Below are 16,384 nucleotides of genomic sequence, written 5' to 3' on the forward strand. Positions count from 1 at the left end.
AGCCTAATCGGATTTTCTGAGACTGTTCAATTAAATTCAACCCTTAAGTGAACAGTATTACGCCCGTAGGCGCCGTTTTTACATTCTAAGATCGTCTGTTATACCAAGCCAATGGCCAGTATCGGAAAGGCCACAATAAGCGCTAAACGCAGCAAATCAGCAATCACAAATGGCATTACCCCTTTATACATATCACCAATGGATATATGGGGGGCCACCGACTTAATGACAAATACATTCATGCCAACGGGCGGGGTAATCAAACCTAGTTCCACCGTGATAACCGCTACAATACCAAACCAAATAGGATCAAAACCAGCGGCTTCTATCAATGGATAAACAACAGGCACCGTCAGCAGCAACATAGCGATACTGTCCATGACGCAACCCAGTACCATAAACAGAATTAAGACACAGAGCAGTATCATGTAAGGCCCTAAGTGCAGACTGTCTACGTACTCAACCAAGGAAAACGAAATACGAGATACGGAGAGAAAATAACCAAAAATTTCAGCACCAATGATCATAAAAAAGATCATCGCAGACATCACTAACGTTTCACCCACCGCGTCTTTAAACTGTTCAAAGCGCATGCCTCGTACAAGGGCAATTAACAAGGTTGCTGCCGCACCGACGGCAGAAGCTTCTGTTGGCGTAAACCAACCGCTGTAAATACCACCAATAATGAACACAAACACGCCAGTGAAAGGCACTAACCCCTTAAGACCAAGAAATTTTTCTTTTAACGTGGTTGCCTTTCCAGGTTGAGCAATATTAGGAAACACAATAACCAAAACAGCGACGGTAAGTCCGTACATCACCAACCCAAGCAAACCGGGTATCACGCCAGCCATGAACATTGCCCCCACCGATTGCTCGGTTATCAGGGCGTACAATAACAACGCAATAGAAGGTGGAATCATGATGCCTAAGGTACCACCCGCGGCTAACACACCCGTCGCCAAGGTTGGCGCATAACCATTCTTTTCCATCTCTGGCAACGCAACACGAGACATACTGGCTGCCGTCGCCATGGATGAACCAGAAATAGCAGAGAAAATACCGCAAGAAGTGACTGCGGCCAACGCCATGCCGCCACGCCAACTACCAAACATCGCTCTTGCGCCTTGGAATAGTTCTTGCGACATACCGGATTTTGAAGCAAATACCCCCATCAGAATAAACATAGGAATAGGGCTAAAGCTGTAATTAGACAGCGTTTCAAAAGGGCCGCTAGCGAGAATGGAAATAGCAGGATCGAAAGCAACAATCCAACCAAATCCAACAAAGCCCGCCAACGCCATCGTCAATGCGATAGGAGCACGCAGTACGATTAGCAGCAACATGACGGCAATACAGACAACACCAATCATCGAAGTACTCATGACTCTGCCTTTTCAGAAAATAATAACTGCAACGCGTGCATCACGGCCGAAACAGCAAGCATAAATGTTGCGAAACAAGCCGCGGCATAAAAATACGTTAATGGGATCAATAGATCCTGGGTCGTTTCATAACTCATTGCCGCTTCATCAACCAAATGATAAAAACTGTAGCTCATACCAATTCCCATTAAACCAAAGCAAAGTATATAAACCGCTTCGAGTACTTTTTTTGTTCTCGCTTGAAGCCGTTCCGTAAACAGGTCAACAATGACCTGTGAACGGCTAACAGAGTGCGGAAGAATGAAGAGCACAGTAAATAGTAAACTGTATTTCACCAACTCGATGCCACCAAGGATAGTCAAATCTACGGCACCATCCGTCATCGAAAACAAACCTCGGGTAAAGACATCAAACAAGGTAATCACCATCATAGTGATTAGAAACATCCCACCCAATAAGTGCATTCCATGCGTAATGCGCTCTATTATTTGAGCTATTACCTTCATTACTACTCTCCAACTACCACAACTCTTGGTCATATCTATTAACTACCGTTATTTACAAGCTGACTGAGACAGCTCAACAGCACGAGCATACACTTTATAAGCAGGTAATCCTTTTTGCTGTAGTTCATTCAAGTAATCTTCTGTTGCTTGATAAAGAACTGGTTTCCACAAAGGATTTTCTGCACCGCCTTCAATGACGGTAATGTTATGTCCCATTTCGATGGCTTGAGCGCGACCTTTCTCATCCAAATCATCAAATACGATGGCTGCTTTTTTAGACCATGCCATGCCTGAGTTATGATCGATCACCTTTTTAAGGTCCGCTGGAAGGTGGTTATAAAACGATTTGTTAATCGTCATAATAAAGGCCAGCGTATAAAGACCACCTACGTCTGTGTGGTACTGAGTTAATTCGTTTAGACGGAATGTATATTGACCTTCCCATGGCAACGCAACACCATCAATCACACCACGTTGAGTAGACTGATAAGAGTCAGGAGCTGGCATGCCAACAGGTTGTGCACCAAGGCCTTCAAGCAGTTTTGCAACCACAGCCGTAGGACGACGGATACGTAAACCCTCTAAGTCTTTAGGTACCTTTATTTCTTTCTCAGTGGTGTGAATGCCACCTGGCCCATGTGTAAACAAGAACAGAGGTTTAGTTTGGCTGTATTCGTTAGAAATAAGGCCTTCATCATACAGTGACTGAACAATACAAGAACCTTGCGCCGCACCTTGAGAAACACCTGGTAACTCCACAATTTGCGTTAGTGGAAAACGGTTTGCTGTATAGCCTTGAACGGAAACAGACACGTCTGCAATGCTATTCTTCACTGCATCGTACTGAGCGGGCGGCTTAGCTAGCGTGCTAGAAGGATACATCTGAACATCAATGCGCCCGTTTGATTCCACTTCTACCGCCTCAGCCCATTTCTGGAACAAACCCTTACTTGGGCCCGAAACCTCAGGAAAGAAGTGACTAAAACGCAATGTATATTCTGCGGATGCGTTTGCTTGAGCACTGACAATAACAGAGGCAGCAATAGCCGTTATTGCCGCGTGTTTTATTATTCTTATCATGATCGACTCCCAAATAGCGTTGTTTTTTTTATAGGCAGTTTTTAGAACCACTTTGCATTTAGGAGACTAACAACCTAATTGTCAAAAAGGTAATTGATTATAAATTTGAGGTATTGAAAAATTGGATAGCGTCATAAAATCTCAAAGAGAAAAACCGTACCTATTCTCAAAAAGCATCTAATCGCTATCCGACTTTCTGGATCTTTTAAGACAGGTCTTCGTAAGGCAATCCAACGTATTGCATTGCAATCACACGGCGGCCCGCTTCATTGTCTGTATAAAAATTCAGTTCTGAGCTCATGAAGCGTCCATAAGTCTCTGCATCCGTGCTGTTTGCGCCATCATCACCAAAGTCATGCAACATACTCGTCATCCACCATGAAAAACGCTCGCCATGCCAAACTCGACGCAAACAGATTTCAGAGTATTGATTAATACACGCTTTATCACCGTCTTTATAAACGCGCGTTAATATTTTATTCAGCGTCGCCACATCCGATGCTGCGAGGTTTAAACCTTTCGCACCCGTTGGCGGTACGATGTGAGCAGCATCGCCGACCAAGAAAAGGTTGCCATATTGCATCGGTTCGCACACAAAAGAACGCAATGGCGCAATGCTCTTTTCAATCGTCGGACCTGTGATCAACTTTTCAGCGACATCATCAGGAAGACGACGTTTCAGCTCTGTCCAAAAATCATCATCGCTCCAATTTTCGACTTTATCAGTAAGGGGCACCTGAAGGTAATAACGAGAACGTGTCGCGGAGCGCATACTCGTCATGGCAAAACCACGATCCGTTTTGCAGTAAATAAGCTCATCATTCACAGGCGGAGTATCAGACAAAACACCTAACCAGCCGAATGGATAAACACGCTCAAATTCTTTACGAGAAGACTCAGGAATGGTGGGACGAGACACGCCGTGGAAACCATCACAACCTGCAATATAGTCACAATCTAGGCGATATTCTTCACCACCTTGCTCGAACGTCACATAAGGCGAATCGGTTTTTACATCGTGAAGAACCACGTGACTAGACTCATAATAGGTGGTTAAATCGGCGGCTGAACGTGCTTCCATTAAGTCGCGAGTCACTTCTGTTTGGCCGTAAACCATCACGGTACTGCCTCCAGTCAGTTTTTCTAACTCAATTTTAACGCGCTTGTTGTTAAATGCTAACTCTACGCCAGTATGTATTTGGCCTTCACGGTCCATGCGTTCACCAACGCCCGCTTCGCGAAGTAGATCCGTCATGCCTTGTTCAAGTACACCCGCACGAATACGGCCAAGAATATAATCTCCCGCAGCACGTTCGATAATAACGTTATCAATGCCTTGCTTTGATAGTAATTGACCAAGCAATAAACCTGACGGACCAGCACCTATGATTGCAACTTGAGTTTTCATTTTCTCACACCTTCATTTATTGTTTTTCTTCGATGCTGACAAACACATCAACCTATTAAGTGTTGTAATAGTGGAAGATTAACGAATGAGGCGTTAGGTGATTTTTGTTCAAAAAATTGTACTTTTTTATCAATTTATATTTTTATATCTCTATTTAATCAGAGAATTAAATGACTTTAATGCACTTTTTCCTTATAAAGGGCTATGTATCAGCGTGTATTTTAACGTTCTACTATTATTAAAAAACAATACATAAAGTACATTTTTAACAAATAAGAAGAAGTGTATGAAGCAACCTACCATTCCACATTTTGGGCTTTATGGCGAATCCAGCTGGATCAATGACCCAGAGTTTTTCCACATTGAAGACATTGAATCGCGCAGCAGTAACCTAGATTGGAAGATAAATCCTCATCGTCATGCTCAGCTTTTCCAAATTCTTATTCTTAAATCGGGAGAGGCGCAAGTTCAATTGGACGAACAACAACGCAAACTGCAAGGCGCGTGGGCTATTATCGTGCCCGCAGGAATGGTACATGGCTTTCGGTTCTCCCCAAATACAGATGGTCGAGTCATTAGCATTGCAGAACCCTTGCTCGAAGATGCCTACCAAGAAAAAGCCGCGGCATTTATCAAACCGCTGCTCAGTCAAGCCTGCTATATCAATTTAAATAGTCATCGCAATGTTTTTTCTGAGCTTTGGCCACTAATCCAGCAGCTTGAAAGTGAGTCAGCGTTCATACGTGAAGGAAGAGCCTTAATGAGCGAATACCTTATTAAAGCCATTTTGTTATTGTTGCATCGCCAACACAGCAGTGGCGTAGCCAATGTGAGCAACAAAACCGAAGGCAGCCATGCGCAGCAACTCAAAGAGTTAATCGGAAATCACTACCGGCAGCACTGGACAAGCAATCAATATGCGCAGGCATTAGGCACATCCACCAGCCGTTTAAATCGTGTTAGTAAACGAGCATTCAACAAAAGCATACTCGATCTCGTCCACGATAGACTCTTGATTGAAGCCAAACGAAGTCTCATTTATACCGTACGATCCGTTGAAGAAATAAGTTATGACTTAGGGTTTAAAGATCCGGGCTACTTTTCTCGATTTTTTAAAAGAACCGCAGGTGTAACGCCTGGTAAATTTCGCGTTTTGAGCAATCAACCTTCTATTTAACGCGTTTCTCCACGCTTCTAATGGTGAATTTTTCTAACCTATAAGCTGAAAATTGATCGTTTGCTGAATGGTTGGTCAAATCCTATTATAGGCAGTGTCAAATATGACTTACTTTTAGGAGAATCATTATGAAAACCGATTACAAATATGACAGCTTTGGTAACCTTGATACTGATTTTTATGTAGAAAAAGCGTACGAATTACGCCGAGCATACTACGCTGCCGCTTTTAAAAAAATGAAAGCGAATGTAATAGCATTCTTTGCAAACCTTACTGTTAGTCGCCCATTAAAATCAGCGTAACAACACTAAGCACCAAACGAACACGTTAACGTCTACTGTATTTGTATTCTCTGCCGTTGTTAACTCTTATTACGAACAACAAAACAGCCGCTGTGACACAAATAAAATAACGACAATAAAGAACCCAATGTTCCCGATGATCGAAAGCAATAATAAGAAATCGATCCGGTAACGGGGTCTTATAATCCTTTATAGAACACATCCTCAGTCACCATTCTCATCTCAAACTCAGTCATCAAAATGTCATAAATATGACATAAAATGCCCATCTAGCCACTTTTTTAATCTAGATGTATTTGAGAAAAAAATGAGCCCATTAGACAACAGTACGCTGCTTGAAAAAATCCTTGTAAATGGATTAATTACGCCTTATTTCCAGCCTATTTATGACCTAAAAAATGGGGAAGTTTATGGGCACGAAGCACTCTCGCGCGGCCCCAAGAATTCCGCTCTATTTACTCCTGACCCACTATTTGCATTGGCTCAACAAGAAGGAAAACTCCACAAGCTGGAATTACTTTGTCGTGAGAAAGCCCTTTCGAAATTCGCCAAATTGTCCTTAGAAGGACGTTTATTCCTAAACGTCAGCGCCTCTTTATTGGCGTCGCCGGATCATCAATCTGGCATGACGCTCGCCATTCTTAATGAGCTGGGATTAGATCAAAAAGACATCGTTATCGAGCTGTCCGAACAACACCCTTACGACCATAATGGCTTGCCTCGTAGCAGTGTCGACCATTATCGAGAAATGGGCTTCCAAGTGGCCATTGATGATTTAGGCGTTGGCTATTCAGGATTGCAGCTTTGGTCAGAGTTACAGCCAGATATTGTAAAGATTGATAAGCACTTTATTAAAAACGTAGATAAAGACGAAATCAAACGCGAATTTGTACGCTCTATTTTAACCATTGCTCAACGCTTAAACTGTTTGCTTATTGCTGAGGGGATAGAAACACAGCAAGAGCTCGACCAACTGATTGAAATTGGCGTTACCTTTGGCCAAGGTTATTTTCTTGGACGGCCAACAGAGACACCGGCGTTTTCAACCCATCCTTACTTAGTAAAGCACGCACAGCGTCGTTCACAGTTTCAAGAAGATCACGCCGAGACAGTGCAAACCTTATGTCGTCCTACCGCAAGCTTACAAGAAGACAGCCTGTTAGAAGATGCGTCTCAATACTTCAAAAAACAACCCGATTTGATGGCGATTCCTATCGTAAATAGACAGCACGAACCGGTTGGGGTGATACGACGAAATCAACTGCATGAGCTTTTTTCTACGCCGTATGGCCGTGCACTCTATGAGCATAAACCCGTCACTAATTTACTCAGTTACGATGTGCTAATAGTGGAAAGCTATGTCAGCCTTTCCAGTGTTTCAACCTTAATGACCAATCAAGAAGCCGACACCCTAAACAACGAAATTATTGTCGTTCGCGATGGGAAATTCATTGGTATTGGTCATCTAAGAGACCTATTGAAGCGCATCACCGAATTAAAAATTCAAAATGCCACCTACTCAAACCCGCTCACTTTATTGCCTGGCAACGTACCAATACATCGAGAAGTCAGTCGCCGGTTATTAGCCAATGAAGACTTTCACGTGGCGTATTTTGACCTGAATGATTTCAAACCCTTTAACGACTTTTTTGGTTATTCAAAGGGCGACGCTGTCATTCAGCTAGTCGGCTATTTGATCAAAGAGTTCGTATCAACTAACGACAATTTCATTGGTCACATTGGAGGTGACGACTTTGTGGTTATCTTCGGAGATGTCAACTGGCAGCATCAGTGTGAAAAAATATTAGTAGAATTTGCTCGACAAGTACGCGAGTTTTATTCTGATGAAACGCTTCAAGAAGGCGGCGTCTGGACAAAAACCCGTCAAGGCCAAACCCTTTTCCATCCCATCTTAAGTTTAGCGATTGGCGTGGTTCAGCCAATCCCTAAACACTGCACCAACCATCACCAAGTAGCAGAGCTGGCGGCACAAGCCAAAAAATCCGCCAAACAACAGGGCGGTAACCATTTATATCTGCAACCTCACCTTATCGATGACGCTCCGGAATCGACGATTTCATCCATTGTGATCTAACGGTCACAAAGAACACATAAGTCTGTCATAAACACCGTCTAATCTAATAATAACGAGCTGGAGGTGCTTATGCAGACAAGATTTAGATCCGTGTTTATTTCTGACGTTCATTTAGGGACAAAAGCCTGTCAGGCGTTGCATTTATTAGATTTTTTGCAAAACATTAAGACAGACACACTTTACTTGGTTGGCGACATTATCGACCTACAAGAAATGCGTCATCGTGCGTATTTTATTGAATCTCACCATCACGTCGTAGAGCAAATTTTAGCCATGGCAAAATCTGGCACCAAGGTGATCTATATCCCCGGTAATCATGATGCTTTTTTCCGCCAGTTTGTTGGGCAAACCTTGTCTGGCATCGACATTCGCCTCAACGCACGTCATAAAACAGCCAATGGCCGTACATTTCATGTAAGCCACGGTGATGAGTTCGATCAGATGGTTAAAATCAGCCCTCTGATGCTCGCCATTGGCGATAAAGCACACGGGCTCATGCTCACACTAAACCAATGGATAAATGGCGCGAGGCGCCTATTTGGCTTGCCTTATTGGTCGTTCGCTGGGTATTTAAAAAGTCACATTAACAAAGCCAAAGAATTCATCGAACGCTTCGAAACCGCCGCGCTAAAATCCGCTAAAAACCAAAAAGTAGATGGTTATATTTGCGGGCATATTCACTTCGCTTCTTTTCGTATCAAAGACGACATTCTTTATTGCAACGATGGGGATTGGGTCGAGCATTGCACAGCGCTAACAGAATCCGCCGCAGGGGAAATGAGCCTTTTGCATTGGTCAGAAAACCCAAGAGTCTTGGCAACTGAACCGAAAGAAGAAGATTGGGGGTTGTCACCGCTGCCTTCTAGAAGCTGAATAAAAAGGTCGGATGAAAAATAAGGCTAATTTTTTATCTGACCCTATATTCCTTATTTGCCATAAATCCTCTTGATTCATTGAAGGGTATAACGCCGCGCTAAGCGGACAAAAATTGTGGGTTATAATGTGTAGCGAAACGTAACCCACTGTTTTTGTTCCGTTTAAGCGCCTTGTTATACACCTTTATATAGTGAAATCCAGTCTATATGTTTACCAAGTCCCAGAAGCGTAGAGTCATCAATATAGCGACCCTTTAATTCTTTTCGACAACTCTCAACATAAGCCAAGACAACATCATAAATTTCTTCACGAGTCGACTTACGAGAAAAACTTTTTTCAGCGCATAATTTGTGTGTTTGGTAAACAAATTGCTTTTTACGGCTTTTAACAAAACGTTTCTTGTTATCCTGCCAATAAGAACCACGAACTTGATTGCCCATAAAGTGTAATTCAATATAACCGATCACTTCATTGTAATTCCAAGCGCCGCCATAAGAAGTGTCTAAATGCATTTTATATGTCGAATACCAACTAGGATCTTTTTTTGCGTACTCTCTTTTAAATTCACCATCGTGACCTCCAAAAATTGCCTTTTCCGAAAATTGGTCACGTTTAGCATAATATTCTTCTCTAGTTAATCTATAAACTGGAAGAGTTGCTATAGGTATTATTTTCAATAGAAAGCCTCGCATTGTAATTTAAGGTTTGGTGTATAACGCCTAGTTAAGAGGCAAAAAATTGTTGGCTAAAATTAGCGACGAAGGAGCAAAAGCCAACTGTTTTTTGTCCTTTTTAAACGACTTGTTATATTTCGATTGCGTCAATGCCAATAGATAGACGTGTGTTGTCCTCTATATCCTCAACAAAGAGCGCCCAAGTTCCTCTTTCTACTCTCTTAGAACAATACCTCGAAGCGGCTCTAAGAAAGCCGAAGGCAACATCATTTAAATCTTCAATAAACTGATCAATCGTTCCTTCATTATTATCACCATAAGATAAAAATATAGAATCTCTATAGTTAGCTTTTCCTCTATACCTGAATGCTTGAATTAAAAAATTCACCTGACCTTTATCTAAAGTTTTGTCTCGAAGTTCTCGGGCTACTTTTTTACGAAAGTTGTCAACATTAAGTGCTTTAAACTCTCTAGAATTTTTAATACGTTCTTCCGCTTCCCATTTCTTATACTTATGTGTTCCTTTTAAATAAGACACTATTGCTCCATGAGCCATATCAGGATCATGAGCACGATGATTTAAATCATAGTCATTAGTTCCGCGATATTCTGAAATCTCAGCTTCTGCTGTCGTGGTTACTAAACTGCTCAAATATAGATCAAATGGGTAAGGGATAAGATTTCGTTCAGCAATATCAGCTTGCCAGACTTTAGCTGTTGCTGTGTGTGTCTCTTGAATTGAACCAGAGGAAGCAGCAACCATAGCACTAGCTGCAAAATATACAGAATAATACCAAGATACAATTGCCGAACGACAAATGTCATATTTATCCAAAGCATCATTATTCATTGCATCTAAGGAAGCTAGGTTATGATATGCCATATGCATATTTTCAAATACTAAAGTATCCGCTTCTTGATTGATTTGCCTTCTAGCGACTCTTCGATATAAAGATTCAAGCTCGTCATCATCACACGCTCCAGAGTTAACCACTTCTGCTAGCGCTCTCATCCAATTAACGGTTCCTTGAAAAGCAAATCTTGGTTCAGCTTGGTCTCCACCATCAAACAATCTATCTAATAGCCAATTTGGCATCCGTGCTCCTTAGAAATATAACGCCCTGTTAACAGGCAAAAAATAGTTGGTTAAAATTAGCGACGAAGGAGCAAAACCAACTGTTTTTTGTCCTTGTTTAACAGCTTGTTAGGCTTTAATTAACTAAGCTCAAATTCACTTACATGTTTTTCGAGCATCATTCGGTGTTTGGTTCTATCATTTTCACTAGCATCAAATTGAGAAGTGAGGAAATAACCAAACTTTTGTTTGAAGCCTAAAATCATTAACGGAAACCGTTCTTGCAATTGAGCGTGAGTACTAGTTATTTTTTCTACAGCATTTTCTTGTTGGTTTTCATCGAAGCCTTCAAGTAAGCCAGATAGATTCCCTTCACGCATTACAGTTAATAGAAATCTAACCGTAAACCCTTCAGGTAAGCTTCCGAAGTATCTATGATAAAATGAAAGATAACCCGCAATTGATATTCCCACTCTTAATTTCGGTTCAGGGTATAGTTCTGAATTACCATTTATGTATATTTCATCATAGATTAAGCGCAATGATTTACCGATACTCTTGGTAATCACCGTAGGGTTAATTGCAGCATCAACTTGCTTCATAAGCCTAGTTGTTTTAGAACCAAAAGTAATGAGTACCATCAATATCTGTGCGCCAAAATGGTCTGCTCTCGACTCCAGAGCAACACTGTCTAATTCTGTTTCATCTTTATATTCATTGTGAAAATTCAAATAGTGAGCTAACTCATGGCAAATAATGGTTAAAACAAAAATATAATCTTCCAATGCAGACAATTCATAATTGCAAAATTCATATGAAAGCCTAACTCTTGCAGTCTTACCGCTCCCCCTAATTGCAGCATTCCCTCTCATCGATGTAACATTCAACTCTCTGTTGATTTGAAAATTAACAGGACTAAGAAAAAATGACTCAATATCTGAAAAAGCAGCTTCAGCGATTTCATAACCACTAGTGGTTCCCATGCTCTTCCCTTAACAAATTAAAAAAATGTATTTATTTTATAACCACATTCTGTGAGCTCTTTAGCCACTGAATTTTTCCAACCTGAATTTTCATCAAGTGGAACGTAGACTACACCACTGATATCGTTTGGTGTTTCTATCTGCCCTTTGACCAATGAACACACGTTTTCTCTTCCTAGTTTTGCCATTAAGTAACCATGCTCAAATACCACATTTTGTCTGGCTCTATTCTTAGGCGGTACATCCGACTCATGCACCCCACGCCCATGATCACAACCTGTGTATAAGACAAGTGCAAAATCAGCATCGTTAGAATAGTGTTCTATTTTTTCAATTATGGTCATGCCTGCATTAGCTTGCTCATGCAGAATTATTACTTCTAAACCCAGCTGTTCAATGAAACGACTAACTTCATATTTTGCTTCATTATCACGACCGTGAACTATAAAAACTTTTCGTTTGTTTCTGGCAACGGTTGTCGTGTTAGCTGGAGGAACTTTGGAAGTATTGCTAGTTGTTTGACTAACAGGTGTAGGAGACTGACCAAATTCAAGGAAATCTAATAAAGGAGTAAATTGTTCTGAGATATATGTACGTCGCTCTGCATAAGTGCCGTATTTCTCTTTAATAAAACCCCAAAATGAATCTAAATTTCTATGTTGTTTAATCCAGCTAGGTAGCATGGACGCAACATCTGAATTTTGTAGAAGCTCTCTTCGCAGAAATTCAAACTCACCATTTTCAGCTGATAATCCAGTTGCTCTTGCTGTTAACAAATTTGCAAGGTAACTCACCTTATCAAAATCATTTTCTAAAAATTCAATACTCAATTTAATTCCTTATAAGGTGCAACCAAATCTGACTTAAAGCCTAACATTTTAATAGTGCGCACGCTCGTTTACACATTGTTCCAAACCTACAAAAACATTCCTAAACAACTAATTTTAATAGACTTTAGAAACTTAACCACAAATCTAAAAATCGGGAAAACGAGCGTGCGCGTTATGTCTTTTATCCACAGCACGTTATTTCGACTGAAGGTCATCTTAGCCATTGATAGTAAAAGGCTTTACTGTCTTTCACTAGTGTAAACGAGCAATTTATTGGTTGTTTTTTAGACAAAGCGAGCCGAAATTTGGCAACCTAAAAATAAGCTGTATATCCACCCGTAAATTACGTTTTAAATTTCACCCAAAAATGAAGTAGGCTACACTTCAAAGAGAATTTATCCTATTCCATAAAAGCTTGATTCCCGCCTTCGCGGGAATGACGTATCTTTAGTTTATGCTCCTCTCTGGAAGTCAGCTCGACGCGACGAAGTTGCGCGACTTTATAAAAATCTTAAAGTTACACGCTTAGCTTTTTCCTGAATTAAAAAACGGAATAAATGTCAGGGATACAAAGCGTTTGAATGGAACCTATAAATTCCGCGTCGGGCTAAAGCTTCGTCCTACCATACAATGAAAGCTTCGCTTTCTTCGCCTGATTACGGTCGTACCTCCCTCATACAGGCCTACCCTCTTAGTTTTTCACCATTGAAACTCCCATTGAAGTCAGTTCGACGCGACGAAGTGCGCGTCGGGCTAAACCTCGACCTACCATAGTGAAAGCTTCGCTTTCTTCGCCTGATCACAATTCGTACCTCCCTCATACAGGCCTACCCTCTTAGTTTTTCACCATTGAAACTCCAATGAAGTCAGTTCGACGCGACGAAGTTGCGCGTCGGGCTAAAGCCTCGACCATACAATGAAAGCTTCGCTTTCTTCGCCTGATTACGGTCGTACCTCCCTCATACAGGCCTACACCCTGACCCCGTATTCTAAAATCGGAATAAAGGTCGGGGATACAAAGCGTTTGAATGGGAATTATATGCATTCCCACGCAGGAGCATGGGAACGAGACCACAGAACCCCACCCTAACCCTCCCCTTGAAGAAATGGGAGGGAACAGAGCGTTACGAGCGAGGCACGAGTCTCGTTCGCCCGCCTCCCATTTGATTTAAATCGTATAACCGGCAGTCTCTGCCTTGGTAGGCAATTTGCGCTAATAACAATTCTGCGGTAGCTAAGGCGTCTGTCAATGCATCGTGACCTTGGTATTCTGGTAAGCCATATCGTTCTCGGCAGGCATCAAGGCGAAAGCCACCATCTTGAATCGGTTGCTGAGCTCTATTGGCTTTCGACCTTTCGATTGCCAAGGTATCCAACCAACTGAGCGAAAACGTGGGCAACGCGTGTTCTAACCAAGACTGTTTTAAAAACCCAAGCTCCATTGGCGCATGATGCACGACTAACACTCGATTTCTTAATAAATGTCGTAAATAACGCAACACACTTTCTTGTCTTTTGCCGTGCTGCTGCACATCCGAGTCGGTAATCATGTGAATGCCAACATTGTCGCCAATCTGGGCATTGTCGAGTACGATATGACGAGCCGTGTCCAATTCAATAACGCCGTTTTGAATACACACCCAACCAACACTGACGATATGATCTTGCTTGGCATTCAATCCTGACGTTTCAATATCCAACACCAAATAATCCCACTCAGACCAACGCCGTTTTACCGACTGGCGAGCCAAATACCAGGCTTTCAGCTTGTGAATAAACCTCGACAGCATTAGCTGTACCCCCTTAGGAAACGCTGTTGAGCGACATCTTGAACCTCACTGATAATACTAAAGGTGGTTTTTAAGTGTTTGCGTTCTAAAGGACTCAAATCCTTCGGGTCTAAATAAGCGCTGGCTTTCCCTGTTGCTTGAAAGTGACGGCTTTGCGCCTCTAAACGTAAGCCGTTTAATTTATCCCATGCGTCCATCAAGTTACGGGCGGTATCGACACTGATGAGCTTTTCACGAATCGCTTGTTCAATTCGATCCAGAGTTCCAACGCGATACGTTTGGCAAGACAAACCATAAAGGCGCGCTAAGTCATTAATCAATGCCAAGCCTTGATGCTTTAAATCCAGCTGATGCTTGTGTTCACCAGACGATTCCAATAAGAAATGCCGAAAGAAGCCCAGCGGCGGTTTTGTCACCAATGCACTGCGAGTCAAGGTGGCCAAGAACACACTGTTTTTACTCACTTCTAACTGCATCGCCTTGATTAAATCCTTTACCGCTTCACCTTCACTTTTGCCATTATCATAAACGCAACGAATGTCGAAAAAGATGCTGGCATGCAGCAACGCACTGGGCGCACTGCTTTTTATCCAACGCGAAAACGCCTGCTGCCAACCGTCTGTTGTCCTTCGCCATTCGGGGTTGCTGGCCATGATGTTACCAGGGCAAAGTCGGATACCGCACAAACCTAACCCCTGACAAACGAATTCGGATAGATCGGCAAAATAGAGACTCTCTTCCGTGCTTGGCTCACGCTCAAGCATCAATCCGTTGTCTTGATCACTGCCCAGAGATTGATCCCGACGCGCTTGGGAACCAAAGACTAAAAACTGAAAGTCCATCGGCGCTGGGCCAAGCTTTTCGAGCGCTAATTCAATCAAACGTCGCGTTAAATTGTCACTCACGGTCGCCAGCACCTTGCCCACATCTGCGGCTTTCATATCGGTAACAATCAGATTAATAATCAAGGTCGGCCATTGTTTGCAAACACGAGCAAGGCTTTCTACGGATTGCTGACGATGGATTAGATTAATCAATAAAAGCGGACTGAGTTCTTGATGGCGTAATAGATCGGCTGCCGTCAACATACCAACGGCTTGGTGCTCTTCGTCGACAATAGGCAAGTGATGAATGTTACTTTCACTCATCAAGGTTTGCGCTTGCATAACCAATGAATTTGGCGATAACGTCACAGGAGACGCGGTCATCACATTGGCCACCAGAGAGTCCGAAGATCCGCCGACCGCTAAAATGCGTGAGCGTAAATCTCGATCGGTGACAATACCCTGCAAGCGGCCCTCTTCTACCACCAAAATGGAACTAACTCGCGCTTCCGTCATACGCATAGCGATGGTTTGTACCGTTTCTTTTGGCGTGGCTTGTATTAACTGCCGCGTCATAATGTGGGCGACGGGCGTCGATAATTGCAACGCGGGAGAAGCTAACTCGTTACTCTGGCTGCGGGTGAGCTTTCGTAAGCGGTTGTGCTGAGTATGTTCAAAGAAAAGTCCGAACGCTTCATTCTTTTCAAGCATTTCTATAAAGCGTATTTTGTCAAAACGATAAACAAGGCTGTCCTCCATGGCGACAACCTGTAACCCATCGGGATTTTGCGCCATCACACTGGACACACCAAAGCATTCACCATCGGCAATTTGATCCACTAAGCCACCTTTGGGCGTGCGGATTTCACAGGCGCCTCGGCGAATAAGATGTACCGTCGCTGAGTCGTCTTTTAGCACCAGTGTTTGCCCCTGACGCACATACAACATAGACACCCCAGTCAATATCTGCTTTCGCTCTAATAAGCTTAAGCCCGAAAAAGGCGGAATGGTTTCGATGAATTTATGGACTTCAGGAATATCGATAGCGGCCATTTTATTATTCTCATTTGTGTAAGTTCATTTTTATCGATGTAAAAGAGTGTGCTCTTTTATTCTAGTCAATAAAACGTTTCTTAGACCAATGTCTAGGGAAGAGGCGAACAAGCTCCCTTGCCTCAGCATGTGGATAAAAGCGTGTAATTCGAGGCGAGTACCGAATGTGAATAGTTAACCTATTTTCGAGGTGCTCAAAAAAGAATTCAGGCTTTTAGGCCATGCCCTTCGGGTCTTTCAGGGAAAATTCCACACTACGTTGCGACTCTTTGAAAGGTACCTACATTCCTTCAGAGTCGCGCCTTATTTGACGATTTCTCTGAAAG

Annotated in this window: 14 protein-coding genes; 4 read left to right on the plus strand and 10 right to left on the minus strand. The window is 42.4% G+C overall.

Translation table 11 applies throughout. From position 1 onward, the window contains the following. Nucleotides 1–98: 98 nt before the first annotated feature. From MP3633_RS16450 to pobA, 4 genes are all read right to left on the minus strand, one after another. Nucleotides 99–1,385: a TRAP transporter large permease gene (locus MP3633_RS16450; protein WP_112141332.1), complete on the minus strand. Its 1,287-nt coding sequence runs from the start codon at nucleotides 1,383–1,385 to the stop codon at nucleotides 99–101. Beyond that, the gene (locus MP3633_RS16455) at nucleotides 1,382–1,891 is read right to left on the minus strand and encodes a TRAP transporter small permease (protein WP_112141334.1); all 510 of its coding nucleotides are present in this window, start codon (nucleotides 1,889–1,891) and stop codon (nucleotides 1,382–1,384) included. Before MP3633_RS16455 ends, MP3633_RS16450 begins: the two co-directional genes overlap by 4 nt. A gap of 48 nt (nucleotides 1,892–1,939) precedes the next feature. Beyond that, on the minus strand, nucleotides 1,940–2,971 hold the full coding sequence (locus MP3633_RS16460; RefSeq protein ID WP_176336345.1) for a TRAP transporter substrate-binding protein: 1,032 nt from the start codon (nucleotides 2,969–2,971) through the stop codon (nucleotides 1,940–1,942). Between the two features lie 205 nt (nucleotides 2,972–3,176). Beyond that, nucleotides 3,177–4,379 carry a 4-hydroxybenzoate 3-monooxygenase gene (gene pobA, locus MP3633_RS16465; protein ID WP_176336346.1) on the minus strand — a complete coding sequence of 401 codons (1,203 nt, stop codon included), beginning with the start codon at nucleotides 4,377–4,379 and terminating at the stop codon, nucleotides 3,177–3,179. A gap of 286 nt (nucleotides 4,380–4,665) precedes the next feature. Here pobA and MP3633_RS16470 point away from each other — a divergent pair, with 286 nt between their 5' ends. The 4 genes from MP3633_RS16470 (at nucleotide 4,666) to MP3633_RS16485 (ending at nucleotide 8,826) form a co-directional block, all read left to right on the plus strand. After that, a complete protein-coding gene (locus MP3633_RS16470) occupies nucleotides 4,666–5,556 on the plus strand; it encodes a helix-turn-helix domain-containing protein (protein WP_176336347.1) in 891 nt (296 codons plus the stop codon). A 128-nt stretch (nucleotides 5,557–5,684) separates the two neighbouring features. Continuing rightward, nucleotides 5,685–5,858, plus strand: a complete 174-nt coding sequence (locus MP3633_RS16475; RefSeq protein ID WP_176336348.1) for a hypothetical protein — start codon at nucleotides 5,685–5,687, stop codon at nucleotides 5,856–5,858. 307 nt (nucleotides 5,859–6,165) lie between these two features. Further along, a complete protein-coding gene (locus tag MP3633_RS16480; protein WP_176336349.1) occupies nucleotides 6,166–7,953 on the plus strand; it encodes a GGDEF domain-containing protein in 1,788 nt (595 codons plus the stop codon). Between the two features lie 69 nt (nucleotides 7,954–8,022). Further along, nucleotides 8,023–8,826: a UDP-2,3-diacylglucosamine diphosphatase gene (locus MP3633_RS16485; protein WP_176336350.1), complete on the plus strand. Its 804-nt coding sequence runs from the start codon at nucleotides 8,023–8,025 to the stop codon at nucleotides 8,824–8,826. 176 nt (nucleotides 8,827–9,002) lie between these two features. Here MP3633_RS16485 and MP3633_RS16490 read toward each other — a convergent pair whose 3' ends face one another. The 6 genes from MP3633_RS16490 to MP3633_RS16515 form a co-directional block, all read right to left on the minus strand. Beyond that, a complete protein-coding gene (locus MP3633_RS16490) occupies nucleotides 9,003–9,506 on the minus strand; it encodes a hypothetical protein (RefSeq protein ID WP_176336351.1) in 504 nt (167 codons plus the stop codon). A gap of 127 nt (nucleotides 9,507–9,633) precedes the next feature. After that, complete coding sequence (locus MP3633_RS16495; protein WP_176336352.1) at nucleotides 9,634–10,599, minus strand: hypothetical protein; 966 nt, start codon at nucleotides 10,597–10,599, stop codon at nucleotides 9,634–9,636. A gap of 119 nt (nucleotides 10,600–10,718) precedes the next feature. After that, entirely contained in the window at nucleotides 10,719–11,561 is an 843-nt protein-coding gene (locus tag MP3633_RS16500) for an ImmA/IrrE family metallo-endopeptidase (RefSeq protein ID WP_176336353.1), read from the minus strand. Between the two features lie 17 nt (nucleotides 11,562–11,578). Further along, a complete protein-coding gene (locus tag MP3633_RS16505) occupies nucleotides 11,579–12,391 on the minus strand; it encodes a TIR domain-containing protein (RefSeq protein ID WP_176336354.1) in 813 nt (270 codons plus the stop codon). Nucleotides 12,392–13,515: 1,124 nt separating this feature from the next. Next, nucleotides 13,516–14,181: a 3'-5' exonuclease gene (locus MP3633_RS16510; RefSeq protein ID WP_176336355.1), complete on the minus strand. Its 666-nt coding sequence runs from the start codon at nucleotides 14,179–14,181 to the stop codon at nucleotides 13,516–13,518. Beyond that, nucleotides 14,181–16,058, minus strand: a complete 1,878-nt coding sequence (locus tag MP3633_RS16515) for a DUF294 nucleotidyltransferase-like domain-containing protein (RefSeq protein ID WP_176336356.1) — start codon at nucleotides 16,056–16,058, stop codon at nucleotides 14,181–14,183. Before MP3633_RS16515 ends, MP3633_RS16510 begins: the two co-directional genes overlap by 1 nt. Between the last annotated feature and the right edge of the window lie 326 nt (nucleotides 16,059–16,384).

This window comes from Marinomonas primoryensis, assembly GCF_013372285.1.
GTDB lineage: Bacteria > Pseudomonadota > Gammaproteobacteria > Pseudomonadales > Marinomonadaceae > Marinomonas > Marinomonas primoryensis.

Excerpts from the sequence above, each read along its gene's own strand:
- MP3633_RS16450 (WP_112141332.1), bottom strand. The coding sequence starts at position 1,385 with ATGAGTACTTCGATGATTGGTGTTGTCTGTATTGCCGTCATGTTGCTG.
- MP3633_RS16455 (WP_112141334.1), bottom strand. The coding sequence starts at position 1,891 with ATGAAGGTAATAGCTCAAATAATAGAGCGCATTACGCATGGAATGCAC.
- MP3633_RS16460 (WP_176336345.1), bottom strand. The coding sequence starts at position 2,971 with ATGATAAGAATAATAAAACACGCGGCAATAACGGCTATTGCTGCCTCT.
- pobA (WP_176336346.1), bottom strand. The coding sequence starts at position 4,379 with ATGAAAACTCAAGTTGCAATCATAGGTGCTGGTCCGTCAGGTTTATTG.
- MP3633_RS16470 (WP_176336347.1), top strand. The coding sequence starts at position 4,666 with ATGAAGCAACCTACCATTCCACATTTTGGGCTTTATGGCGAATCCAGC.
- MP3633_RS16475 (WP_176336348.1), top strand. The coding sequence starts at position 5,685 with ATGAAAACCGATTACAAATATGACAGCTTTGGTAACCTTGATACTGAT.
- MP3633_RS16480 (WP_176336349.1), top strand. The coding sequence starts at position 6,166 with ATGAGCCCATTAGACAACAGTACGCTGCTTGAAAAAATCCTTGTAAAT.
- MP3633_RS16485 (WP_176336350.1), top strand. The coding sequence starts at position 8,023 with ATGCAGACAAGATTTAGATCCGTGTTTATTTCTGACGTTCATTTAGGG.
- MP3633_RS16495 (WP_176336352.1), bottom strand. The coding sequence starts at position 10,599 with ATGCCAAATTGGCTATTAGATAGATTGTTTGATGGTGGAGACCAAGCT.
- MP3633_RS16500 (WP_176336353.1), bottom strand. The coding sequence starts at position 11,561 with ATGGGAACCACTAGTGGTTATGAAATCGCTGAAGCTGCTTTTTCAGAT.
- MP3633_RS16510 (WP_176336355.1), bottom strand. The coding sequence starts at position 14,181 with ATGCTGTCGAGGTTTATTCACAAGCTGAAAGCCTGGTATTTGGCTCGC.
- MP3633_RS16515 (WP_176336356.1), bottom strand. The coding sequence starts at position 16,058 with ATGGCCGCTATCGATATTCCTGAAGTCCATAAATTCATCGAAACCATT.